This window comes from Marinarcus sediminis (SeqCode) (assembly GCF_048571275.1).
Classification (GTDB): domain Bacteria; phylum Campylobacterota; class Campylobacteria; order Campylobacterales; family Arcobacteraceae; genus Marinarcus; species Marinarcus sediminis.
Genome location: NZ_CP182357.1, coordinates 1,198,877 through 1,219,536, shown reverse-complemented (window position 1 = coordinate 1,219,536; position 20,660 = coordinate 1,198,877). Strand labels below are relative to the sequence as shown.

Below are 20,660 nucleotides of genomic sequence, written 5' to 3'. Positions count from 1 at the left end.
TACATCATAAAATAACAAAGGATTTGGAGTGAAACTTATTGTAAATGGTATTGAAAAAGAGTTTAACAATGACTCTACTTTACAATGTATTATTACTTCTTTGCAAATAGAAGATAAGGTTATGGCAGCAGCAGTTAACATGGATATTGTTAAAAAAGATAATTGGTCATCTTTTCAATTAAGACCAGACGATAAAATTGAGTTATTACAATTTGTAGGTGGTGGTTGAAAATGATTTCTGATATCAGTTCAGTCTGTACATATTGTGGTGTGGGATGTGATATTACCGCACAAGTACAAGACAATAAAATATTAAAAATATATGCTCAAAACGATGGTTATGTTTCACAAGGGAAACTCTGCATTAAAGGTAAAACGGGGTTTGGTTTTGTCGATGCTCCTTCCCGAATTCGAAACTGTCGTGTGAAAAAAACATTCATAGAAAAAAACTTAGATGAGATGCCAAGAGAGTTAAAAGCGCGTGCAAAAACCCTGAAACATTTTGATGATATTTATTATGAAGCACCGTATGAATTTACAACTTCACTTGCAGCTTGGAAACTTTTAGAGATAAAAGAGCAATACGGTCGGCACGCTTTTTGTGGAATGGGAGGTGCCAGAACCTCTTGTGAAAGTTCGTATATGTTCCAAAAATTTGTACGAACCGCCATGGATTCACCTCATGTGGATAACTGTGCAAGAGTGTGTCACAGTCCCAGCTTAAAAGGGATGAAAACTGCCATTGGAGAAGGTGCTGCAACCAACCCGTATGATGATATTTTTGAAGCTGAGAATATTATTGTCATGGGTTCAAATACCACTGAAGCACACCCTATTGTTGCCAATAGAATCATTAAAGCTGCTCGTGACAAAACAGCAGAATTGACTGTTATTGATGTACGACAAATTCAATTGGGGAAATTTGCTAAAAATGAACTGGTCATTCCCTATGAAGCCAATTTACTCATTTTAAACATGATGGCATATGTTATTTTAAATGAAAAACTCTACAACAATGAGTTTATTGATGCTCGCTGTAAAGAGTTTGAACACTATAAAAGCTCTATTTTAGAAGATGAATATGCCAACCCTGAGTTTATGAAAAAAATCAAAGGGTATGAGTATTTAGCGGAACAAATTCCAGAAGTTGCACGTACGTATGCCACGAAAAAATCCATGTTTTTTTGGGGATTGGGGATTACGGAACATCTTGATGGTTCTTATGCCGTTATGGCAATTACGAATTTGGCCATGCTCACAGGAAATATTGGTAAAAAAGGGGTAGGATTAATGCCTTTACGAGGTCAAAATAATGTCCAAGGGGCATGTGATACAGGTTGTCTGCCCTACTTTGACCCCGATTATAAAACACCAAAAGAGATTGGGCTTATGACTCCACAGCTTGTTGAAGAGATGCTCAAAGGCAACATCAAAGCCTTATATGTCATGGGAGAAGATTTGGCACACATTCATCCCAACCAAAACAAAATGCAAAAAGCTTTGGAGAAACTTGATGTGATTATTTCCAATGAACTCTTTATGAATGAAGTCACTAAAAAAGCGGACATTATTTTTGGAGTTAAATCGGCCTATGAAAAAGTGGGCGTGTATGTCAATGCCATGAGAAGACTGCACCTTTCACAACCGCTTGTAGAAGCTGAAATGCCTGACGATTGGGAGGTTTTACGAGACATTGAAAATAAAATCTCTGGGGATTTTGTGTATGGAACCAGCGAAGATGTCTGGAATGAAGCCAAAGAAGCTGTAGGGACACGATTTGGTGGGGCAACCTATCATAAACTCTCTAAAAACAGAAACCGTGGGATGCAATGGCCTATTGCCAAAGAGGATACCCCCATTTTACACATTGATAAATTCCGAACCGAAGATGGGAAAGGAACTTTTCTTTACAATCAATATCGCCTTCGAGAGCAAATTAAGAAATTGGTCAACAATGAAACGTTTGCTCCCAATGAGTTTTATTTGACCACGGGAAGAACCATTGTGCACTATAACAATGCAGCGCAAACCATTCAAAGTGACGTTTTAAATGACAAATATGACCAAGATGTGATTTTGGCTTCTCTTGAAGATAAAGAACGCATTGGAAGTGACCATGTGGTATTAAAAACTCAATATGGAGAAACCTCTATTATGCCCATTAAGTATGTTAAAACCATCAAACCCGGTACACTTTTTACGACGTTTCATCATGCAAAATCAAAAGTCAATTTCATCTTTGGAGATGAAGCCGATGAACTGATTATGACAGCAAGATTCAAATCTGTGCGAGTAGAAGTTGAGCCGGTCTAAAGGCGATATTGCCGAACAAAAGTCTTGTGAATATCTGATTTCACAGGGCTTTACTGTTATTGAGAGAAATTTCTATGCAAAAAAATTGGGTGAAATTGATATTATTGCCAGTAAAAATGGCATCTATCATTTTTGTGAAGTCAAATCCGCTCAAGATTATGAAACCGCCATTTTAAATATCACGCCAACAAAACTCTCAAAACTCAAACGAAGTGTCGATTACTATTTACAAAGCAAAAAACTCAATGTGGCATTTGTCCTTGATGCCATCATTGTAGTAGATAATCAAATTGAGTTTTTGGAAAACATTACGCTATAATTTTTTCTTTAAAAACGCTTTTATTGTAGGGAACTCTTCAATCTCTTTGGGTTGAATTTTTAAAATCTCTGCCAAACTTTTTACTCCCATTGAAAGCAAATATTGTAAATTTGAATCAAAAGTCGCCTCTTTAATGACATGAATATTATCTTGATGTACTTCAAACATATATCCACCATTAGGTATGGGAGTCATTGAAAGCGTCACGGTGTAATGATCTTTTAGAATGCTCTCTTTGGTTGAGTACATCAAACCAATATTGTATCCCTCATTGGCAAACCCTCGAATAAGCACCACCAACACTTTTTGCTCACCCGATTTTGAAGTATTAAAAATATTAATCAACTCTTTTATAGTAGAGTATCCAGGAATTTTAGCATAGAGTTTTTGAATCAAATCCCCCAATCTTGTCTCTACAAAAAAACCAATGACATACGCTATGAATGCAATAAATATTACACCAATAATTGTCCAAAGCAGAGGATAACTCGCTGGGTTAAAGCCAAACATTCTGAACAAAAAGCCTGTTAAGGCACTCATTTTGTTATACAGCCAAAGTATAATAATAGAAATAGCAATGATAGGTGCCAACCAAAAAAGCCCTTTGACCATGAGTTCTAACATATGTTTTTTCCCTAAAAATAACATCTCTTTTGGAGCTTTCATCAATCATCCTTTAAATTATTACGAAAGCATAACATTATTTCTTTTTAATCTTCGCATTTGTATACTATCTATACACATTCTTTTCTAAAAAATTTCAAATAAAGAGTAAAATACACTATGGAATCAGTACTATTAATTATTTTTATATCTCTTGCTATCGCAACTGTTTTAAACATTATTCTTAAAAAATTATCCATTTCGCATATTATTGGATACATCATCACAGGTACTATCATCAGCAATATTTTTCATTTTAATGGAGACAAAGATTTAGATGCTTTAAACTTAATTGCAGAGTTTGGAATCGTCTTTTTAATGTTTACCATTGGGCTTGAAATGTCCATTTCAAAACTCAAAAAGATGAAAGAGATTCTTTTTGTTAATGGTTTTTTGCAAGTGAGCATCAGTGCCACATTTATTTTTTTGGTTTCATACTACTTTTTTCACATTGATACGACACCATCTATTATCATTGCCCTTGCTTTTTCGCTCTCTTCAACGGCCATTGTCTTAACCTATTTAAAAGAGTCAAAAGATATTTATACTCCCTATGGTGAAAAATCAACGGCCATTTTAATTTTTCAAGATTTGGCGGTTATTCCTATTTTACTCTTAATCAGCTTTTTATCGAACAATACGTTAAGCCTGAGTGAAGTTTTACTTAATACTGTCATCAGTGCAATTTTGGTCATTGTCTTTATGTTTACCATTGGAAAAACCGTTATGAATTGGCTTTTACAATTCTCAACCCACAGTAAACTCGAAGAGCTCTTTTTGGGTTCTGTCTTATCCATTGTCATTGGAGCATCTTTATTGGCACATCAAATGGGATTTACTTACTCATTGGGAGCTTTTATTGCAGGAATGATTATTGCAGAAACGTCGTATCATGTCAAAGTTGAATCGGATATTTCTTCGTATAAAGATCTGCTTTTAGGAGCATTTTTCTTTTCTGTGGGAACCAAAATAGATGTACACTTTTTATTGAGTCATATTTTGTTAATCTTGTTTATATTTATAACGGTTATGCTTGTAAAATCATTGGTGGTTTACTTTTTAATCCGTAAAAAAGCCAACAAAAGTGATTCGGTAAAATCAGCGTTGGCCTTGTGTCAAATTGGGGAGTTCTCATTTGCCGTTTTTGCCTTAGCTGCCAATGATCATCTGCTCAGTGAGGAGTTGAGTAAGTTCTTAATTTTAGTGACCGTAATGTCAATGATTATCACCCCATTTATTGTCAATAACATCTATAAATTGGCTTCTTATTTTGTGGTTGAATTTTATGAATCAGATAAAATTACTCCCATTCAAGAGAAAAACCACGTCATTATTTGTGGATTCTCCACATTGGGACGAATAGTAGCACAAAAATTAGAGGAGCAAGAAATTCCCTTTGTTATTATTTCTGATGACTTAAGACACGTTCTTTTAGGAAGAAAAAGGGGCTATAAAGCCTACTTTGGACACTTAGATAAACGACCCGTTTTAGAATCACTTAAAGCCGATGAAGCCAGAAGCATTATCATTACAGTAAACAGTATGGTCAAAAAAAGATTGATTTGTGAGGCAGTATTGGCGTATGATGAAAATGCCAGTTTAATTGTCAATGTGGATACCATTGAAGAGAGAAAAGAGCTCAAAGATATCAACATCAAAACATTTGTGCAAGCACAACATGAAGTGGCACAACTGCTGGTTAAAGAGAGCCTGAAACCTAGTATTGCACCTTAAGGATTTTTTTCGCTCCTAAGAGCAACAAAATTCCTCCAATGATAATAATCGCCGTCACATACAACGCGTAATTGTAGTTTCCCGACCAATCGGTTAATACAACGGCATACAAAGGGGCAATGACTTGCCCTATTCCATAAGCTGTTGTTAATGCCCCCATTAAAATAACAGGATTACTCCCCGCTAATTTTCCCCCTAAACTCATAAACAGTGCAACCAATCCCACAAATGTTCCTCCATAAAAAACACCTGAGAGAACAATAAACAAGGGATTTACAGTAAACGTTGGAATCAATACCCCTAAGGCTTGTATGCTCATGGCAATGATAATGATAGTAATATAACCAAAACGTGCGGCCAAACGCATCCAAATAATGCAAGAAAAAATACCAGAAATCCCAACAATAAGCCAAGTTAATGTCCCAAAGCCTTCTAAGCCTTCCAGTGAGTTAATGATATCGGGCAAAAAAGTACCTTGTATAACAAAACCTACCCCTTCGGTAAAATAAGCAGCCAATAAAACAATCACAAAAACAGAAAAGATGGATTTATCGATTTTATGATGCGTTGTATGAGAAGGTTCTGTTTTATCAAAGTTTAAAATATACATAGGGTATAACGCAATGATTGCGCCAAAAATGGTCAAAACCATCCAAGCATCTTGCCAAGTACCCGCATAAAAAAATACGATTCTTGTAACAATATCACAAATGGCAATGGAGAATCCAATTCCGCTAAAATGTATTCCCATGGCTTTGGTTTTATCATCAAATTTAAGTTTACTCATAACAATGGCTGAGCCTACAACCAATCCCATTGCTGCAGCAAAACCTGCAATAATACGGGAGATAAGCCAAATAATTTCGTTGGTTGTAATAGCAAGCACTAGTGTGGTTAAAATGGCCAAAACCATTCCTATACGAAACCATTTAACTTTGGTTTGCATATTTTTTATAAACACCGCAAAGATAGAACCGCTTAAATACCCTGCAAAATTCAAAGAGGCTAAAACACCTGCAAAGGTAAGGGTAATGGTGCTTTCAAGCATAGATGGAAGCAGTGATGTAAAGACAAATCGCGCCACTCCCACGCCTACAATTAAGGCAATAATTCCTGCAATTATAATATTGGTATTACTGTTTCGGTCTAATAAATTCATAATGATTTTGCCTTTTTTTGAAATATCTCAGGTGAGAAATAAAAGGTGCGTAAAGTAAAGGATACAGATGAGTTCTTTGACCACAAGTCTCTGCATAAATGTGGGAAGAAATTTCATCTGATCCTAAACTAAACTGTTTAAAATAGGAAGTCTTATATATCAACAAAGGTAATGTAACATAGAACTGTAGCAAATACATAGCTTTTTCTAAAAAAATTTTCTAAATTGCATTTAATTATTAATCTACTATAATTACAAACCAAAAATAGGAGCTTTTTTGTATCACAAAGAGTTAACTGCCATAAAAAAATCCAACCGTTATCGAGAACGAAAAATATCAGATGAATCCCTCATAGATTTGGCTTCAAATGACTACTTAGGATTAGCCAGTAACAAAGTATTGTTTCAAAAAGCATATGAAAGAGTCTTAGCCAATGGTCACTTTGGCCCCAAAGCCTCCATTTTAGTCAATGGATACTCAACCATACACAAAACATTTGAAGAGGCGTTATGCCAAGCCAATGGTTTTGAAGAGGGGGTCATTGTTGGCAGTGGTTTTTTGGCCAACCTCTCCATGATTGAAGCATTGGTAAGAAAAAAAGATACACTTTTTATCGATGAAGAGTATCATGCCAGTGGCATGGTTGCAACCAAATTGCTGCAAAAAAATCAAGTAATACTCTTTAAGCACAACGATGCAAACGATTTAAAAGCAAAAATTGAAGCTTCAAATACCTTACAAGGCAGAGTGGTCATTGCCATTGAAGGCGTTTACTCCATGCATGGAGATATTGCTTCAAGGGAAATTTTTGATATTGCCGATGACTACAATGCCATCTTAATTGTCGATGAAGCGCACAGTTCAGGTGTTATTGGAGAGAACCTTTTGGGTATTTTTGACTATTATAATATTCAACCCAAACAAAATCACATTAAAATGGGGACTTTAGGCAAAGCATATGGAAGTTATGGCGCTTATATTTTAAGTTCAAAAGCAATCATCGACTTTTTAATCAATCGAGCCAAAGCCATTATTTATACCACTGCCCCCTCTTTGTTTGATACTGCCATGGGTTTAGAATCGCTTTATTATATTTTGGAACACAAAAAAGAGTTAAAAGCAAAAATAGAAAAGAATTTGGAAATTATTGAAAATATTTTGAATATTAAATCAAAAAGTTTGATTATTCCTATTATAATAAATGACAATAAAAAAGTATTGGAAATTCAATCAAAATTGAAAGAGTCTGGATTGGTTGTAGGTGCGATTCGACAGCCAACCGTAAAAGAGGCTATAATAAGACTTATCGCCAAAATTGATATTAATCAAAAAGATTTAATTCAAACGTGTAATTTATTAAAGGAGTACCGATGAAAAAATATCTATTATCTGTGATACTGACCTCACTTGGACTTTTTGCACAAGAGAGCATAATTGCTCCTAAAAACTGTGAAGTCATCAAATTATCCACGTATACCACATTGGTTTCATGTGATAAATTTGATTATTTAGTCGAATACCAAGATGTAAAAAGAGACGATGAAGATGGCGTAAAAAAAGTTACTGCCATATCTTTAAAAGAGACAAAAATTATTAAAGGTCAATAAGAGCAACACATGAACAGAATTCAACAATTAATCAAAGGGAATACCAAGTTTAAAAGTCAATATTTCCCCTACTTTGAAAGTGAACTTATCAAATCAATTAAACATGGTCAAAAGCCTGAAGTGCTTTTTATTGGGTGCAGTGACAGCCGTGTTACCCATGATTTGATGTTAGATTCAAAACCAGGAGATATGTTTATTTTACGAAATGTAGGAAACTTTATTCCTCCATTCCAAGCCGACAATGATTTTCATGGAAGTGCTGCTGCTATTGAGTATGCAGTATCTGTCCTTCAAGTCAAAGACATTATTGTGTGTGGACATTCACATTGTGGTGCGTGTAAAAGTTTGTATGAAGAGATTCCCGATGATGATTCCCTTGTACACATACGAAAATGGTTGGAGTTAGGACAAAAAGCCAAAGAGTTTACGCTCAGAACCATCCAAGATCCTAACAATAAAGAAGAACTTTATCGTCAAACCGAAAGAAATTCAATTTTATATCAAGTTGAAAATCTTTTTTCTTATCCTGCAGTTAAACAAAAAGTTGATGCAGGCACACTTAAAATCCATGGTTGGTACTACTCCATTGAAACAGGTGATATTGAATATTATGATTTAGTTGAAAAAAAATATAAACCAATAAGTGAGTTAAAACCATGAGTAAAATCGAAGTCAGAAAAATACCTAAAATCCAAATTGTTGCCATTGTTGTTATCATTATTGTAGGTTTTGCTTACTATATCTTCAGTACACAAATGAGAGATGATAAACTCCAAGAAGTATTAGCAACCTTAGGATACCAAAATACGGAAGATGTGGTTGTATTTCAAACACATAAAGTTGAAAATGAAGAAGTAAGAAGAAAAGAGACACTCTACACTTTGAAATTCAAAGATTTACAGACCAATAAAGAGTGTAAAGGGTTTGTTTTATACAATTACAAACATGAATACAGCAAAGATATTGAATGCAAATAATGGACAAATATGAAACTTATAGATAAATTAGAAAACAGTGAACGACTGAGCTTTGAAGATGGGGTCAATCTTTTTGATTTAGACCTCTTTACTTTAGGCAAATATGCCCACAAAATACGAACACAAAAGTTTGGGAATAAAACCTACTTTAATATTAATCGACACATCAATCCTACCAATATTTGTAAAGACGTGTGCCAATTTTGTGCTTACAGTTCAAGCCGAAAAAATCCAAACCCCTATACCCTCACACATAATGAAATTTTAAATACGGTAGAAAATTCCGTTAAAAACAACATCAAAGAAGTACATATTGTATCGGCTCATAATCCCCATACCGGTTTGGAGTGGTATTTGGATATTTTCCGAAAAATCAAAGAGCAATTCCCTGCAATTCATATCAAAGCGCTTACTGCAGCTGAAATCCACTTTTTAAGTACGGAGTATCATCTCAGTTATGAAGAGATTATTGCTCGTATGATACAAAGTGGCGTTGATTCTATGCCAGGAGGTGGGGCTGAAATTTTTGATGAAAAAGTACGAAAAAAAATCTGTGGGGGGAAAGTCTCATCGAATCAATGGCTTGAAATCCATAAACTCTGGCACAAAGCGGGCAAACAAAGCAATGCAACCATGCTTTTTGGCCACATAGAGAGCCGTGAGAACAGAATTGATCATATGATGAGACTTCGAGAACTCCAAGATGAAACCAATGGCTTTAACGCCTTTATTCCACTTGTATATCAAACTGAGAATAACTTCTTAAAAGTCAAAGATTTTCCCACAGGTCAAGAGATTTTAAAAACATTTGCCATTTCAAGACTCATGCTTGATAATATTGCTAACCTTAAAGCCTATTGGGTGACTTCAAGTGTGAAATTGGCTATGCTCGCTCAAGAGTTTGGTGCGAACGATTTAGATGGTACCATTGAAAAAGAGTCAATCAACTCAGCAGCAGGAGCAGCCAGTGCCAATGGAATGCCTCTGCAACAATTTGTAGATGTGATTAAAAACTCTGGATTCACTCCAGTTGAAAGAGACTCGGTATACAACGAAATTAAAGTGTGGTAAGACTAAGAGGTGAATTGACCTCTTAGTTATGGTTTAATGGTTTTGGTGAAATTGCAGAATAAAACTGGTCTCAATACCATACTCAACTTTTTTCATGGATATTGGGTATGAAATATTGATCGAATAGAGTTCACTGTTTAACTTCTCAATTAAATCAAAAAACTCTTTTGGCTCTTTATACAACACTTTAACGGAATAGTTAAATGTGGTCACTTCTGATTTAAAATCCGATTTAAATTCAAATGTTGCCATCTCACCTAAAAGAGCTTTAATCTTCTCTTCTACTCTTTGTTTAGGTAAAAACTCATTGGTAATGTATGCAGGTTCAACCTCTTTCATCGTTGACTCAAGAGGAATAAACTCATCGTTACTGATGGTTGCTTTTAAGATGGTCGCTTTAGGGTCTTCAAACACAATGCCTGAGTATTTATAAAGTTTTAAAAGATTGGGTTGCATACTTCTGATATAGATATCATCTTGCAATAAATCAACCACCATTTTGGCACTGTTGGCATCCACTTCTAACTCATCTAACACAACATTATAAGGAATGATGTCAAACAGATTTAAAACTCTTTTCGAAATGATACCATTTTTCGTAACATGGTTAGGCAAAGGAGGCTTGACAATTTCAACTTTTTTAACCTCTTTTACCTCCTCTTTTTTTATCTTTGCAAGTCGGTTTTGCTCACGCACAGACTCTTTTTGTGCATGAATAAAATTATAAACATAGACACTCAAACATAAGGTAATAATAAAAATAATAATGCTGGTAATCAGAGCAAAATGACTTTTTTTCTTCACTCTTGGTTTAATAAAACTTTTTTGTAAAGGGGCTTTTTGTTTGGATAACTCATACATATAATCATCAATTGAAATGGGGTGATAATTCACTTCAATTAAAAGTTCTTTGTGCAAGGTATTAATTTGTTCCTCATTAAGTTGCTTAACCATATGCAAAATAGTAACCCGCTCAATAAATGTTTTCTCTTTGGTTTCATAAAATTGTGCCAACACATCACTGATAATATTTTCAATTTCAAAATAGTATATCTCATCAAAAAGTTTTTGACCAAAGATCTCATTGTCATAAAAGTTTGATTTTTGTATCTCTTCAAAAGAGGTCAAAGACTCAATACTGTAATAAACAATTTGATTGCTCTCATTCAAAATTAACAGATACAAAGAGTTGTTTAAAATCAACCCTGTAATGGTACTTGCACTTGGATTTTGTTCACAATGTAAATTTAAAATATGAAAAGGAGAATAGATATAATCAATGCCACAAGATTCATAGTAGTGTTTGGTTTCAAAAAGCGTACTTTTATCTAAGGCAATATTATAATCATGATTGAGTTCCACCACCACATTGGTATCGGCATCGGCTCTGTCTGATTTTAAATAGAGTTTTTGATGTTTGGTATCACAAAGCGTTGAAAAATAGGTCTGAAAATCATTTTTTTCCAATGACTTAAGTTTAAACACAACATTTTCAGGTAAAAGGTCGCCTGTAACTAAAAATGTTGAGTGTTCAACTTTAATGATATCATCATTGGATAACTGCTTATAATCAAGTTTTAATTGATTGTAATATTTTAAGATATTAACATATTGAGAACTTTTACCAAACATATTCCCTCGATTATTTCATTGCGTTTTCTTGCAACTTCTCTTTGATTAAATTTTTTGCTTCTTCTGTTTCCAAACCCTCAACACTAAAAGGTTCACTGATAAAAAAGTCTATTCGTCCAAATGGTTTTGGCAAAATAAACTTATCCCATGAGTTAAAGGCCCAATATTTTGTGGGTTGACAATTTAATGCCAATATCTTAGCATTAGTTTTCTGAGAGATTGCTACAATGCCATTTGCAACAGAGTGTCTGGGACCTCTTGGCCCATCTGGAGTAATAGCAATATCATTTCCCTCTTTAAGTTCAGAGATGGCTTTAATTAAAACTTTTGTTCCCCCTTTAGAACTCGATCCACGTATGGAATCAATCCCCAAAAACTCAACAGTTTTAGTAATGGCTTCCCCATCTTTGTGTTCACTGATGATGGCACTGACTTTAGAGTTGGGTTTTAACTTATGATAATTAAAAGCTTGCATTAAAAGCTCCCCATGCCAAAAAGCAACGATATAAACCGTATCCTCTAACTTTTTAGGATGGTGATAGACTTTTTTATTGGTTAAGTAAATAAAACGAACCAATAAATTCAATAAATAAGGAATGACTCTTGATTTCAAAAAATGCTTCATTTAATTGACCAATTCACCCTTGAGTGTTGTTCGTGTTGATGATGTGATTTTAACTTCGGCAATTTTACCCAACAATTCATCACTTCCTTTGACATAGACTTGACACCAATTGTCCGTAAAACCAGACACTTCACCATTGGGTTTAAGGCTTTCAAAAAGCACTTTAACTGTTTTTCCAATGTTTGAGCGCATATGCTCACTTTGGTGCTCTTTATGTAAATCAATCACTTGAATAAGTCTTGCACTTCCAATTTCATCGGGAATCTCTTGATCTTTTAACTCTAAGGCTGCTGTATTAGGTCGTGGAGAGTATTTAAAATTAAAAATTTGGTCAAATTTGACTTGATTAATCACATCTATGGTATCGTCAAAATCTTCTTGAGTCTCCCCAGGAAATGCCACAATAATATCGGTCGTAATTCTCACTTCTGGTACCAACTCCCTTATTTTAGCCGCTCGGTTTAAAAACCACTCTTTGCTGTATCCCCGTTTCATTGCTTTTAAAATTTTTGTTGAACCACTCTGCAGTGGCATATGAATACATTTTGAAATTTTTGGGTTTCGTGCAAACTCTTCAATAAACTCATCGTCCATGTGTAATGGGTGAGGAGAGGTAAAACGAATTCGTTCAATGCCCTCTATTTTTGAAATATCGTGTAAGAGTTGAGTAAACGTAGTTTTCCCTCGTCCATCTGAAAATTTTCGTCCGTAAGAGTTGACATTTTGTCCTAAAAGCGTGACTTCAATGGCCCCTTTTAACACATCTTTTTTAATTTGTTCTATGATCATTTCAGGAGGAATAGAGATCTCATCCCCTCGGGTTGCGGGAACAATACAATACGTACACTCTTTATCACACCCAATTGAGATATTCACCGATGTTTTATACAAGGAAGTTTCACTTCGTGCAAATTCATAGGTGCTATCATCGTGTTCAATATCAATTTCCACAGCACCTTTTTGATCAATAATTTTTGAAATTTTTGAAATATTTCGAGCACCCAATACAAAATCCACATACGGGGCTCTTTTTATGATATCTTTTCCAAGGTGACTGGCAGTACAACCACACACCCCAATTTTAGCCCCCTCTTTTTTCTTTGAATTGAATTGTCCAATCTCTGAAAAAAGCTTTTGAACGGGTTTTTCACGAACAGAACAGGTGTTAATAATAATTAAATCGGCGTCTTCCATGGTATCTGTAGTGGTGTAGTTGTTGTGTTCTCCCAACTCAGCGATAATATGTGCTGAGTCGGTATCATTCATTTGACACCCCAGTGTCTGAATGAATAATTTTTTAGATTCTTCTTTAGTTTTTTGCATCAATTTCTTTTATCAGGCTCTTCTTAAAGCGCATGAACCTCATACATATATTCATCATCAGCTAAACCATATCTGACTTCTCTGAAGTATACATTGTACCCTTCTGCTTCAATCGTATCAACTAAAGCCATCATATCTTTATGAGAGTTGTCCTTGTCAAAGTAAAATATTCTTTCTCCGGCCTCTTTTAATTCTTCTATTAATTTAGAAAGTTGAACTTTTTTTGGTTTTTCATTTAATTCTTTTCTCGCTAATAATACGTCCATTGTATTAACCCTTTTATTTTTAGATAAGTCAAATATTTTACCTAAAAACGTCTTTAATTTGTATAAAAGTAGTTTTAGATATAATATTAATCTACAATCACATTGGAAATCATTTTTTATCATTTCAATGTCAAAAATAAGGGTTAATACATGGATAAAATTATTGATATTTTAGATTCAATAGCATATGAGAAGGGATTAAAAATTGGGGAAATAGAAGAGGCTTTAAAGGAAGCTTTGATTATTACTGCCAAAAAAATGGTGGATGAAACATTGACTTTCGATGCTGAAATCGACAGAGTTCATAAACAATTAAAACTGTTTCAAAAAATTGAAGTCGTTAAAAATGATGATGAAAGACTCATGGGTGAAGAATTTGATGCATACAATCATCCTATCAACAAAGAAAATTTTATCACCATAGACGAAGCTCAAGAAATTGACCCCGATTTAGAAGTCGGTGACTTCATGGAATATGAATTAGAGTTTGAAAATATGGGAAGAAATGCAGCCACCATATTAAACAGTAATTTTGAATATAAAATACAACGATACATCGAACAAACACTCTTAAGTAAATACCAAGACAAAATTGGAAAAGTCATCAATGGAAGCGTCACCAGCATTGACAGAGCTGAAAATACTTTTGTTGAAATTGGTGAAGTCAGAGGAATGCTCCCACGAAAAAACAGAATCAAAGGGGAGTCATTTAAAGTGGGTGGTAACTTAAAAGCGGTTGTTAAATCGGTCAATATTGACAAAACAAACGGTTTAGTCATTGAACTCTCACGAACATCTCCACGGTTCCTTGAAGCCCTTTTAGCCCTTGAAGTTCCAGAACTTAAAGATGAAAGAGTGAGCATTGAAGCCAGTGCCAGAATACCAGGGAGTCGTGCAAAAATCGCCTTAACATCCATTGACTCTTCAATTGACCCAATCGGTTCCGTTGTGGGTGTTAAAGGGGTGAGAATTTCAGCCGTGAGTGCGCAATTGCACGGAGAAAGTATTGACTGTGTTGAATACTCTTCAATTCCTGAAGTGTTTGTTTCAAGAGCGCTATCGCCTGCCATTATCAGCAGTGTGGTCATTGAAAAAGCAACAAAATACGATGAAAAAGACAAAGCCATTGTGACCATTCCAAGTGACCAAAAATCAAAAGCCATTGGAAAAGCGGGTCTGAACATTCGTTTGGCATCCATGCTGACTAAATGTACAATTGAATTGGTAGAAATTGGTGGAAACAGCTTAAGTTCAAGTGAAAATGAAGCAGCAAAACCACACGAAGAGAGAAATGGCACAACCACATTAGAGGCACTATTTAAATAATGAACGATATATTTTTTTATGATTCAGTAAAAAAAACAAAAGAAAAATTTGTACCATTAAAAGAAAACGAAGTCAAAATATATGTTTGCGGACCCACTGTCTACGATGATTCTCATCTGGGACACGCTCGGTCTGCGATTGCTTTTGACTTGCTGCATCGAGTCTTAAAAGCCAATGGCTACAACGTCATTATGACAAAAAACTTTACCGATATTGATGATAAAATCATCAATAAAATGGCCACAACGCATCAAACTTTAGAAGAAATCACCACGTTATACATCCATAAATACAAAGAGGATATGAATGCCTTAAATGTATTACCCAATACCATAGAACCCAAAGCCACTGAAAATATTGAGAGCATGAAAACCATGATTTCAAAACTTTTAAGTGATAACAACGCGTATATTCTTGAAGATGGCGTCTATTTTGACACCTCTAAAGACAGTGCTTATGGCTCATTGAGTCACCGTTTTGATGAGGAAAAAACACAAGCACGAGTAGAAGAGAACAGCAACAAAAAAAATCAAAAAGATTTTGCTCTTTGGAAAATTAAAAAAGGGGAAGAACTCTCTTTTGATGCTCCATTTGGGAAGGGACGTCCTGGTTGGCATATTGAATGCAGTGCCATGATTAATGAACACTTGGCCTCTTGTGATACCCCTTATCAAATTGATATTCACGGAGGTGGTGCTGATTTACTCTTCCCTCATCATGAAAATGAAGCAGCACAAACACGATGTGCCACAGGAAAAAATCTGGCAAAATATTGGATACACAATGGTTTTGTCACCATTGATGGAGAAAAAATGAGCAAATCCTTGGGCAACTCATTTTTCTTAAAAGATATTTTAACATCCTATTCAGGTGAAGTGGTACGATTTTATCTCTTAACCGCGCACTACCGAACCGATTTTAACTTCAATGAAGAGGATTTAATTGCCAGTAAAAAACGACTCGACAAACTTTACAGAGTTAAAAAAAGAGTTTATGGTATCGAAGGTAGCAGTGTCAATAAAAACTTCCAAAGTAGAGTCATTGAGGCTTTAAATGACGATTTAAACTCGGCAAAAGCCATCTCAATCGTTGATGAAATGATTTCAAATGCCAATGATATTTTAGATAAAGAACCCAAAAATAAAAATCTCAAAAAAGAGCTTGTTGCCAATATTGCATGTATCAACGACATTTTAGGCATTGGTCTACAAGACGCTTACACCTATTTTCAATTTGGTATTTCTGATGATGAAATTAAAACCATTGAAAATTTAATTCAAACCAGAAACAATGCAAAAAAACAAAAAGATTTTGCCACCGCAGATAACGTGCGAGATGTAATTTTACAAATGGGTATTTCTTTAATGGATACACCCAATGGAACTGTTTGGGAAAAATCCAACTAAACATCCATAAAAAAAGGGGAGAAGCCAAGCTTCTCCCCTTTTTTATATCAACAGTTACGATTATCTTACGAATGCCGCGTCTGTAACGTTTTTAGTGTTAACAATATATGGTACCAATGCCATATGTCTTGCTCTTTTAATAGCAGTCTCTACCATCTCTTGAGATCTTTTAGAATTCCCTGTAAGTCTTCTAGGCATGATTTTACCTCTTTCACTCATAGACAATTTTAAAATGTCAACATGTTTATAATCAATGAAATCTACTTTCATCTCAGTATATTTACAAAATTTTTTTCCGTATTTTCTTCTCTCAGCCATTGTATTTCCTTTTTCTAAAACGGTATTTCGTCTTCGTCAATATCAATTTCAGGTATTCTGTGTTCTTGAACATTCATACCACCATTTGCATAGTTATTAGTCGGTTGCTTTGCAGCAGGTTGATTGTATTGAGTTGCATTATGTTGTCCATAATCTTGACTGTTTGGTTGGTAATCAGATGAAGTGTTTTGCCCCTCTGATTTTGAGTCTAGCATTTTCATGGTATCTACTCTTAATGAGTGTTTACTTCTGCTAGAACCATCTTGTGCAGTCCATTGCTCTAATACAAGTCGCCCTTCTAATAAAACTTTAGAACCTTTTCGTAAATATTGGTTAGCAACTTCGGCACTTCTCCCAAAAATATTAAAATCTAAAAAACACACTTCCTCTTTTTGTTCACCAGTTGAAGTTTTGTATTTGTACGATGACGCAATTGCTGATTTTGAAATTGCTGCACCAGTTGGCAAATATCTTAGTTCAATATCTCGAGTTAAATTTCCTAGCATTACTACTTTGTTATACATGACAGGTCCCTACTTTTTTAAAAATTAGTTTGCTTTTTTTGCAGCCTCATCGCTCATTTTAGTCCATGCAGCGATCTCTTTTTTACTTTCATACTTAATGAAGATAAATCTCATCAAGTTTTCGTTGATTCTATAATTTCTTTCAAGTTCTAAAATAGAATTTGTTGGAGCTCTAAAATAGATTACGTAGTAGTAACCTCTTTTATTTTTTTCAATTTCATACGCTAATTGTTTCGTACCCATGTTATCACAAGATACCACTTCTCCACCATTTTTCTCGATGTTAGCTTTCACTAAATCTATTTGTGCAGCTGTCTCTTCTTCTGTAAGAGTCGGCTTTAAAATAAACATTGTTTCATAATGTTTAACTTTTGACATTCATTCTCCTTGTAGTTTTCGCCGGTATTTAAAAAATATCAGCAAGGTTTTTGTAAAGTCTGTGATTTTATCTAAATAAAACTGAAAATTTTCTAAGACAAGCTTGAATATATATATTTTGGTCATTAATTTTAACCGTTTTAAGCTCTAATTCCAAATTATTCAAGAATTCCAACATCTCTTGGAACTTTTGAGGTTTAATTGAAATGGCCAATTTACTCTTCTTTTCCCACACATTTTTAGGGGGCACAAACCCTAAAATCTCTTTTGCATTAGGAATGCCTACCGTTCTGGCATACGCACTTATCATAAAAAGTTGTTGCACAAAAGCGGTAATTTGAGTTAAGAGATAAATTTCATTCATCCCCTCTTCTAAAATTGCATACAAATCTCTCTCAATTTTTTGTCCCGAAACCAAATTGTGTAAGAAATCTTCCAATGAAACGGCGCCAAAACCAAAACACTGTTGTTCAACCACTTTGGCACAGACAACTTCATCGGATATGGCGAGTTTTTTTAAATCATTTATGGTTAAAGACAAATCATTTCTGTGCATAAAATAAAGATGGCTCAACGCGGAAACTTCATATTTTAAGCCTATCTTTTTGGCTTCATCTTCAATGATTCTCATGGCTTCACTGTCAAAAGGGGCAAACATACGCACACACACGGAATTGGTTTTTGCGCTGAAATTGCTCTCCATCGTTTTAAAATCAGCGTCACCCAAACATGCAAAAATTACGGTACTGTCTGGATTGGTGTTACACGCTTGAATGAGTTCAACCACCTCAGCTTTAGGCAGTTTTTTCTCCACTTTTATAATCAAAACATTTCGAGAAGCAAACAAGGAAGATTGCAACAATTTATTTTTGCAATATTTAAAATCATACTCATCGTAATAGATTTTTTCAATATCTTCTGATGGAACCAATTTTTCAGCCACCGTTAACGCATAGTGTTCCACTAAAAAATGAGATTGTCCATAAAACATATAGGCACTGAACGTTTTATTTTGTCTGAGTAAATTATCAAATTCATTTTTGTACATTCGTTATATTTTCCCACACTTAATATTTAATACTGGCAATGATTGTTTTTGAAACAATATCGACCTCTTTGATGACCACTTTGAGTTTAGTAAACAACAATTGAGCTTTGAAGTTATCTAAAAAAACTCTCAAGCCTGGCATCTCTTTATAAAATTTTGCAATTCCTTTTTCTGCATCTACTATTCTGGCTTTAAACTCTTCCCCGATATGTTTGCTTGCCCATCGAGCATATTTTCTGTCTTCAAAGTCCCACACCAATTGGTCAACTTTTCGTTGTTGGTTGGAAATATGCGCACACACATCATCAATATTTTCAGGTGTTTCTTTGGTTTTTAACATTCGATGTAAGACCAAATCGGAGTATCGACGGATGGGTGAAGTAAAGTGAGAATAGGACTTAAACCCTAAACCAAAATGCCCTAAATTGGTCGAACTGTAGTGCGCTTGCACTTGTGATTGAATGATTAACTCATCAATTTCATCGGCATAATATGAACTTCGTGCCTTTTTTTGAATGGCCAAAATGGTTTCATGTACATTCGCTTGCATTTTAACACTGATTCCCAAAGTATTGACCAAATCCACCAGTTTTGATATGGCTTCAAATGAAGGCTCTTCATGGACTCTGTAAATGCCCACTGTATTGACTTTTTTACTCGCTTCAATATTGGCTAAGAGCATACACTCTTCAACTAACTGGTGTGAAGCCGTTGACTCTTCTGTGCTGATAGATTCTACTTCATAGTTGTTGTTCAAACGTTGTCGGTACTCTAAGGTTCTGAAATCATATCCTGTTTTAAGTCGCTCTTGCCTTATGGCTTTGGTCACTTCGTACAGAGGCAAAATATAATCAAATATCTCTTTTTCTGTTTGTGAATATTGGTCTAAATGCCCCTCTAAGACTCTGTCGATTCTTCCATACGAAAACTTTTTATGCGATTTAATCACCGCTTCAAAGTATTCAGATTTTACTACGCTGTGATTGTTTTTGTCCAAGTAAATTTTAAAAACATAAGCAAATCGGTTGACATCTTCTTTGAGTGAACACAACTCTTCACTCAAACTTGCTGGCAACATCGGCAAAACTTTGTGGGGAAGATAAATGGAAGTCGATTTTTGAAATGCCAATTGATCCAAAGGTGAATTCTCTTCAACAAAATATGAGACATCAGCAATGGCCACATAAAGAACAGAAGCTTTGGCATCATAATAGATGGCATCATCATGATCTTTGGCCGTAGCTGGATCAATCGTACAAAAAGGAAGTTGCGTTAAATCAACGCGTGAACCAAAATTTTCCAGATCAAACTCATTAGGATCAACATCGATTTTATTGGTTAAACGATAACTCTCTGCATATAAAAAAAGTGAAATTTTTTCATCTACACTGGCATCATTCAAATTTCCAATATTCTCAATAATTTCGCTCTCTTTGTTATTGAAAATCAGAACATCGCCCTCTTGAAGATCTTTAAACTCTTCATTTTTTAATAAAATAGACTCTTTAACCGTATAAAGTTTTTTATCTTTAACAAAAACCAAAACGGCGTTGTTTTTTGAATTGATGATTTTAATCACTTTTGATTTGCTTTGACTTCTGGGATTAAATGAACGTTTCACAATCACCAAGTCACCATCCAGTGCCCCACCTAAATTTTCAAACTCCAATTTAATGTTTCGATGTTCATTGGACAAATCTTTTAAAATGGCAAATTTTCTTTGAAGTTCTATGATACCAATTTTATATTTGGTATCCAAAAAATATTGATTCTCTACAATTTTTAAAATGCCCGCATCTACAAGATTATTTAAATATTTAATTTCATCTTCATGGGTGGTTGTCACACCTTCATAAAGTCTTAGAAAAATCTCTTTTTCCAAATAAGTTCCTTTAAAAATATATTTCTTAATTACTTTATATTATAATAAATTTGATTTTACTTATCTTATCATAAACTCATTTAAGAGG

Annotated in this window: 22 protein-coding genes; 11 read left to right on the top strand and 11 right to left on the bottom strand. The window is 34.6% G+C overall.

Going from position 1 to position 20,660, the window contains the following annotated elements:
- Nucleotides 1–28: 28 nt before the first annotated feature.
- Genes thiS through ACNI3C_RS06090 form a run of 3 tightly spaced genes read left to right on the top strand, consistent with a single transcriptional unit; the run spans nt 29 to nt 2,632 of the window.
- Nucleotides 29–229, top strand: coding sequence for a sulfur carrier protein ThiS (gene thiS / locus ACNI3C_RS06100; RefSeq protein WP_419771359.1), 201 nt, complete (start codon nt 29–31; stop codon nt 227–229).
- Nucleotides 230–231: 2 nt separating this feature from the next.
- Nucleotides 232–2,313, top strand: coding sequence for a molybdopterin oxidoreductase family protein (locus tag ACNI3C_RS06095; RefSeq protein WP_419771443.1), 2,082 nt, complete (start codon nt 232–234; stop codon nt 2,311–2,313).
- Complete coding sequence (locus ACNI3C_RS06090; protein WP_419771358.1) at nt 2,300–2,632, top strand: YraN family protein; 333 nt, start codon at nt 2,300–2,302, stop codon at nt 2,630–2,632. The genes ACNI3C_RS06095 and ACNI3C_RS06090 overlap by 14 nt, the downstream gene beginning before the upstream one ends.
- Here ACNI3C_RS06090 and ACNI3C_RS06085 read toward each other — a convergent pair.
- Nucleotides 2,627–3,298 carry a DUF502 domain-containing protein gene (locus tag ACNI3C_RS06085; RefSeq protein WP_419771357.1) on the bottom strand — a complete coding sequence of 224 codons (672 nt, stop codon included), beginning with the start codon at nt 3,296–3,298 and terminating at the stop codon, nt 2,627–2,629. The two genes, ACNI3C_RS06090 and ACNI3C_RS06085, sit on opposite strands and share 6 nt — an antisense overlap.
- Nucleotides 3,299–3,415: 117 nt before the next feature.
- Here ACNI3C_RS06085 and ACNI3C_RS06080 point away from each other — a divergent pair, with 117 nt between their 5' ends.
- Nucleotides 3,416–5,029: a cation:proton antiporter domain-containing protein gene (locus tag ACNI3C_RS06080; protein WP_419771356.1), complete on the top strand. Its 1,614-nt coding sequence runs from the start codon at nt 3,416–3,418 to the stop codon at nt 5,027–5,029.
- On the opposite strand, the gene ACNI3C_RS06075 is transcribed toward ACNI3C_RS06080, so the two are convergent.
- Nucleotides 5,013–6,188 carry a YbfB/YjiJ family MFS transporter gene (locus ACNI3C_RS06075; protein WP_419771355.1) on the bottom strand — a complete coding sequence of 392 codons (1,176 nt, stop codon included), beginning with the start codon at nt 6,186–6,188 and terminating at the stop codon, nt 5,013–5,015. The two genes, ACNI3C_RS06080 and ACNI3C_RS06075, sit on opposite strands and share 17 nt — an antisense overlap.
- Before the next feature lie 277 nt (nt 6,189–6,465).
- Here ACNI3C_RS06075 and ACNI3C_RS06070 point away from each other — a divergent pair, with 277 nt between their 5' ends.
- From ACNI3C_RS06070 to mqnE, 5 genes are read left to right on the top strand one after another with little or no spacing between them, the layout of a single operon-like run.
- Nucleotides 6,466–7,563 carry an aminotransferase class I/II-fold pyridoxal phosphate-dependent enzyme gene (locus ACNI3C_RS06070; RefSeq protein ID WP_419771354.1) on the top strand — a complete coding sequence of 366 codons (1,098 nt, stop codon included), beginning with the start codon at nt 6,466–6,468 and terminating at the stop codon, nt 7,561–7,563.
- Entirely contained in the window at nt 7,560–7,796 is a 237-nt protein-coding gene (locus ACNI3C_RS06065; RefSeq protein WP_419771353.1) for a hypothetical protein, read from the top strand. Before ACNI3C_RS06070 ends, ACNI3C_RS06065 begins: the two co-directional genes overlap by 4 nt.
- 9 nt (nt 7,797–7,805) lie before the next feature.
- Nucleotides 7,806–8,456 carry a carbonic anhydrase gene (locus ACNI3C_RS06060; RefSeq protein WP_419771352.1) on the top strand — a complete coding sequence of 217 codons (651 nt, stop codon included), beginning with the start codon at nt 7,806–7,808 and terminating at the stop codon, nt 8,454–8,456.
- On the top strand, nt 8,453–8,773 hold the full coding sequence (locus ACNI3C_RS06055; RefSeq protein ID WP_419771351.1) for a hypothetical protein: 321 nt from the start codon (nt 8,453–8,455) through the stop codon (nt 8,771–8,773). Before ACNI3C_RS06060 ends, ACNI3C_RS06055 begins: the two co-directional genes overlap by 4 nt.
- A 9-nt stretch (nt 8,774–8,782) precedes the next feature.
- Nucleotides 8,783–9,844: an aminofutalosine synthase MqnE gene (mqnE, locus tag ACNI3C_RS06050; RefSeq protein WP_419771350.1), complete on the top strand. Its 1,062-nt coding sequence runs from the start codon at nt 8,783–8,785 to the stop codon at nt 9,842–9,844.
- Between the two features lie 33 nt (nt 9,845–9,877).
- Here the strand turns inward: mqnE and ACNI3C_RS06045 are convergent, their stop codons facing one another.
- The 4 genes from ACNI3C_RS06045 to ACNI3C_RS06030 are packed head-to-tail and all read right to left on the bottom strand — an operon-like array spanning nt 9,878 to nt 13,690.
- On the bottom strand, nt 9,878–11,476 hold the full coding sequence (locus tag ACNI3C_RS06045; RefSeq protein WP_419771349.1) for a DUF8569 domain-containing protein: 1,599 nt from the start codon (nt 11,474–11,476) through the stop codon (nt 9,878–9,880).
- Between the two features lie 10 nt (nt 11,477–11,486).
- On the bottom strand, nt 11,487–12,101 hold the full coding sequence (locus tag ACNI3C_RS06040; RefSeq protein WP_419771348.1) for a lysophospholipid acyltransferase family protein: 615 nt from the start codon (nt 12,099–12,101) through the stop codon (nt 11,487–11,489).
- On the bottom strand, nt 12,102–13,424 hold the full coding sequence (gene miaB / locus ACNI3C_RS06035) for a tRNA (N6-isopentenyl adenosine(37)-C2)-methylthiotransferase MiaB (protein ID WP_419771347.1): 1,323 nt from the start codon (nt 13,422–13,424) through the stop codon (nt 12,102–12,104).
- Nucleotides 13,425–13,447: 23 nt separating this feature from the next.
- The gene (locus ACNI3C_RS06030; RefSeq protein ID WP_419771346.1) at nt 13,448–13,690 is read right to left on the bottom strand and encodes an HP0268 family nuclease; all 243 of its coding nucleotides are present in this window, start codon (nt 13,688–13,690) and stop codon (nt 13,448–13,450) included.
- 150 nt (nt 13,691–13,840) lie between these two features.
- On the opposite strand from ACNI3C_RS06030, the gene nusA reads away from it, so the two are divergent.
- Both nusA and cysS read left to right on the top strand, forming a co-directional pair.
- Nucleotides 13,841–15,016 (top strand): transcription termination factor NusA, encoded by a 1,176-nt coding sequence (nusA, locus tag ACNI3C_RS06025; protein ID WP_419771345.1) that lies wholly within the window; start codon nt 13,841–13,843, stop codon nt 15,014–15,016.
- A complete protein-coding gene (gene cysS, locus ACNI3C_RS06020; RefSeq protein ID WP_419771344.1) occupies nt 15,016–16,422 on the top strand; it encodes a cysteine--tRNA ligase in 1,407 nt (468 codons plus the stop codon). Before nusA ends, cysS begins: the two co-directional genes overlap by 1 nt.
- Before the next feature lie 60 nt (nt 16,423–16,482).
- On the opposite strand, the gene rpsR is transcribed toward cysS, so the two are convergent.
- The 5 genes from rpsR to ACNI3C_RS05995 all read right to left on the bottom strand — a co-directional run bounded on the left by rpsR (nt 16,483) and on the right by ACNI3C_RS05995 (nt 20,572).
- On the bottom strand, nt 16,483–16,740 hold the full coding sequence (rpsR, locus tag ACNI3C_RS06015) for a 30S ribosomal protein S18 (RefSeq protein WP_419771343.1): 258 nt from the start codon (nt 16,738–16,740) through the stop codon (nt 16,483–16,485).
- A gap of 14 nt (nt 16,741–16,754) precedes the next feature.
- On the bottom strand, nt 16,755–17,264 hold the full coding sequence (ssb, locus tag ACNI3C_RS06010; protein WP_419771342.1) for a single-stranded DNA-binding protein: 510 nt from the start codon (nt 17,262–17,264) through the stop codon (nt 16,755–16,757).
- 24 nt (nt 17,265–17,288) lie between these two features.
- A complete protein-coding gene (gene rpsF / locus ACNI3C_RS06005) occupies nt 17,289–17,642 on the bottom strand; it encodes a 30S ribosomal protein S6 (protein WP_419771341.1) in 354 nt (117 codons plus the stop codon).
- A gap of 67 nt (nt 17,643–17,709) precedes the next feature.
- A complete protein-coding gene (holA, locus tag ACNI3C_RS06000) occupies nt 17,710–18,690 on the bottom strand; it encodes a DNA polymerase III subunit delta (RefSeq protein WP_419771340.1) in 981 nt (326 codons plus the stop codon).
- 19 nt (nt 18,691–18,709) lie between these two features.
- Nucleotides 18,710–20,572 (bottom strand): RNB domain-containing ribonuclease, encoded by a 1,863-nt coding sequence (locus ACNI3C_RS05995; RefSeq protein ID WP_419771339.1) that lies wholly within the window; start codon nt 20,570–20,572, stop codon nt 18,710–18,712.
- Nucleotides 20,573–20,660: the final 88 nt, after the last annotated feature.

Coding starts and splice junctions, on each gene's coding strand:
- ACNI3C_RS06095 (WP_419771443.1), top strand. CDS start 232: ATGATTTCTGATATCAGTTCAGTCTGTACATATTGTGGTGTGGGATGT.
- ACNI3C_RS06085 (WP_419771357.1), bottom strand. CDS start 3,298: ATGAAAGCTCCAAAAGAGATGTTATTTTTAGGGAAAAAACATATGTTA.
- ACNI3C_RS06080 (WP_419771356.1), top strand. CDS start 3,416: ATGGAATCAGTACTATTAATTATTTTTATATCTCTTGCTATCGCAACT.
- ACNI3C_RS06075 (WP_419771355.1), bottom strand. CDS start 6,188: ATGAATTTATTAGACCGAAACAGTAATACCAATATTATAATTGCAGGA.
- ACNI3C_RS06065 (WP_419771353.1), top strand. CDS start 7,560: ATGAAAAAATATCTATTATCTGTGATACTGACCTCACTTGGACTTTTT.
- ACNI3C_RS06060 (WP_419771352.1), top strand. CDS start 7,806: ATGAACAGAATTCAACAATTAATCAAAGGGAATACCAAGTTTAAAAGT.
- ACNI3C_RS06055 (WP_419771351.1), top strand. CDS start 8,453: ATGAGTAAAATCGAAGTCAGAAAAATACCTAAAATCCAAATTGTTGCC.
- mqnE (WP_419771350.1), top strand. CDS start 8,783: ATGAAACTTATAGATAAATTAGAAAACAGTGAACGACTGAGCTTTGAA.
- ACNI3C_RS06045 (WP_419771349.1), bottom strand. CDS start 11,476: ATGTTTGGTAAAAGTTCTCAATATGTTAATATCTTAAAATATTACAAT.
- ACNI3C_RS06040 (WP_419771348.1), bottom strand. CDS start 12,101: ATGAAGCATTTTTTGAAATCAAGAGTCATTCCTTATTTATTGAATTTA.
- miaB (WP_419771347.1), bottom strand. CDS start 13,424: ATGCAAAAAACTAAAGAAGAATCTAAAAAATTATTCATTCAGACACTG.
- ACNI3C_RS06030 (WP_419771346.1), bottom strand. CDS start 13,690: ATGGACGTATTATTAGCGAGAAAAGAATTAAATGAAAAACCAAAAAAA.
- nusA (WP_419771345.1), top strand. CDS start 13,841: ATGGATAAAATTATTGATATTTTAGATTCAATAGCATATGAGAAGGGA.
- cysS (WP_419771344.1), top strand. CDS start 15,016: ATGAACGATATATTTTTTTATGATTCAGTAAAAAAAACAAAAGAAAAA.
- rpsR (WP_419771343.1), bottom strand. CDS start 16,740: ATGGCTGAGAGAAGAAAATACGGAAAAAAATTTTGTAAATATACTGAG.
- ssb (WP_419771342.1), bottom strand. CDS start 17,264: ATGTATAACAAAGTAGTAATGCTAGGAAATTTAACTCGAGATATTGAA.
- rpsF (WP_419771341.1), bottom strand. CDS start 17,642: ATGTCAAAAGTTAAACATTATGAAACAATGTTTATTTTAAAGCCGACT.
- holA (WP_419771340.1), bottom strand. CDS start 18,690: ATGTACAAAAATGAATTTGATAATTTACTCAGACAAAATAAAACGTTC.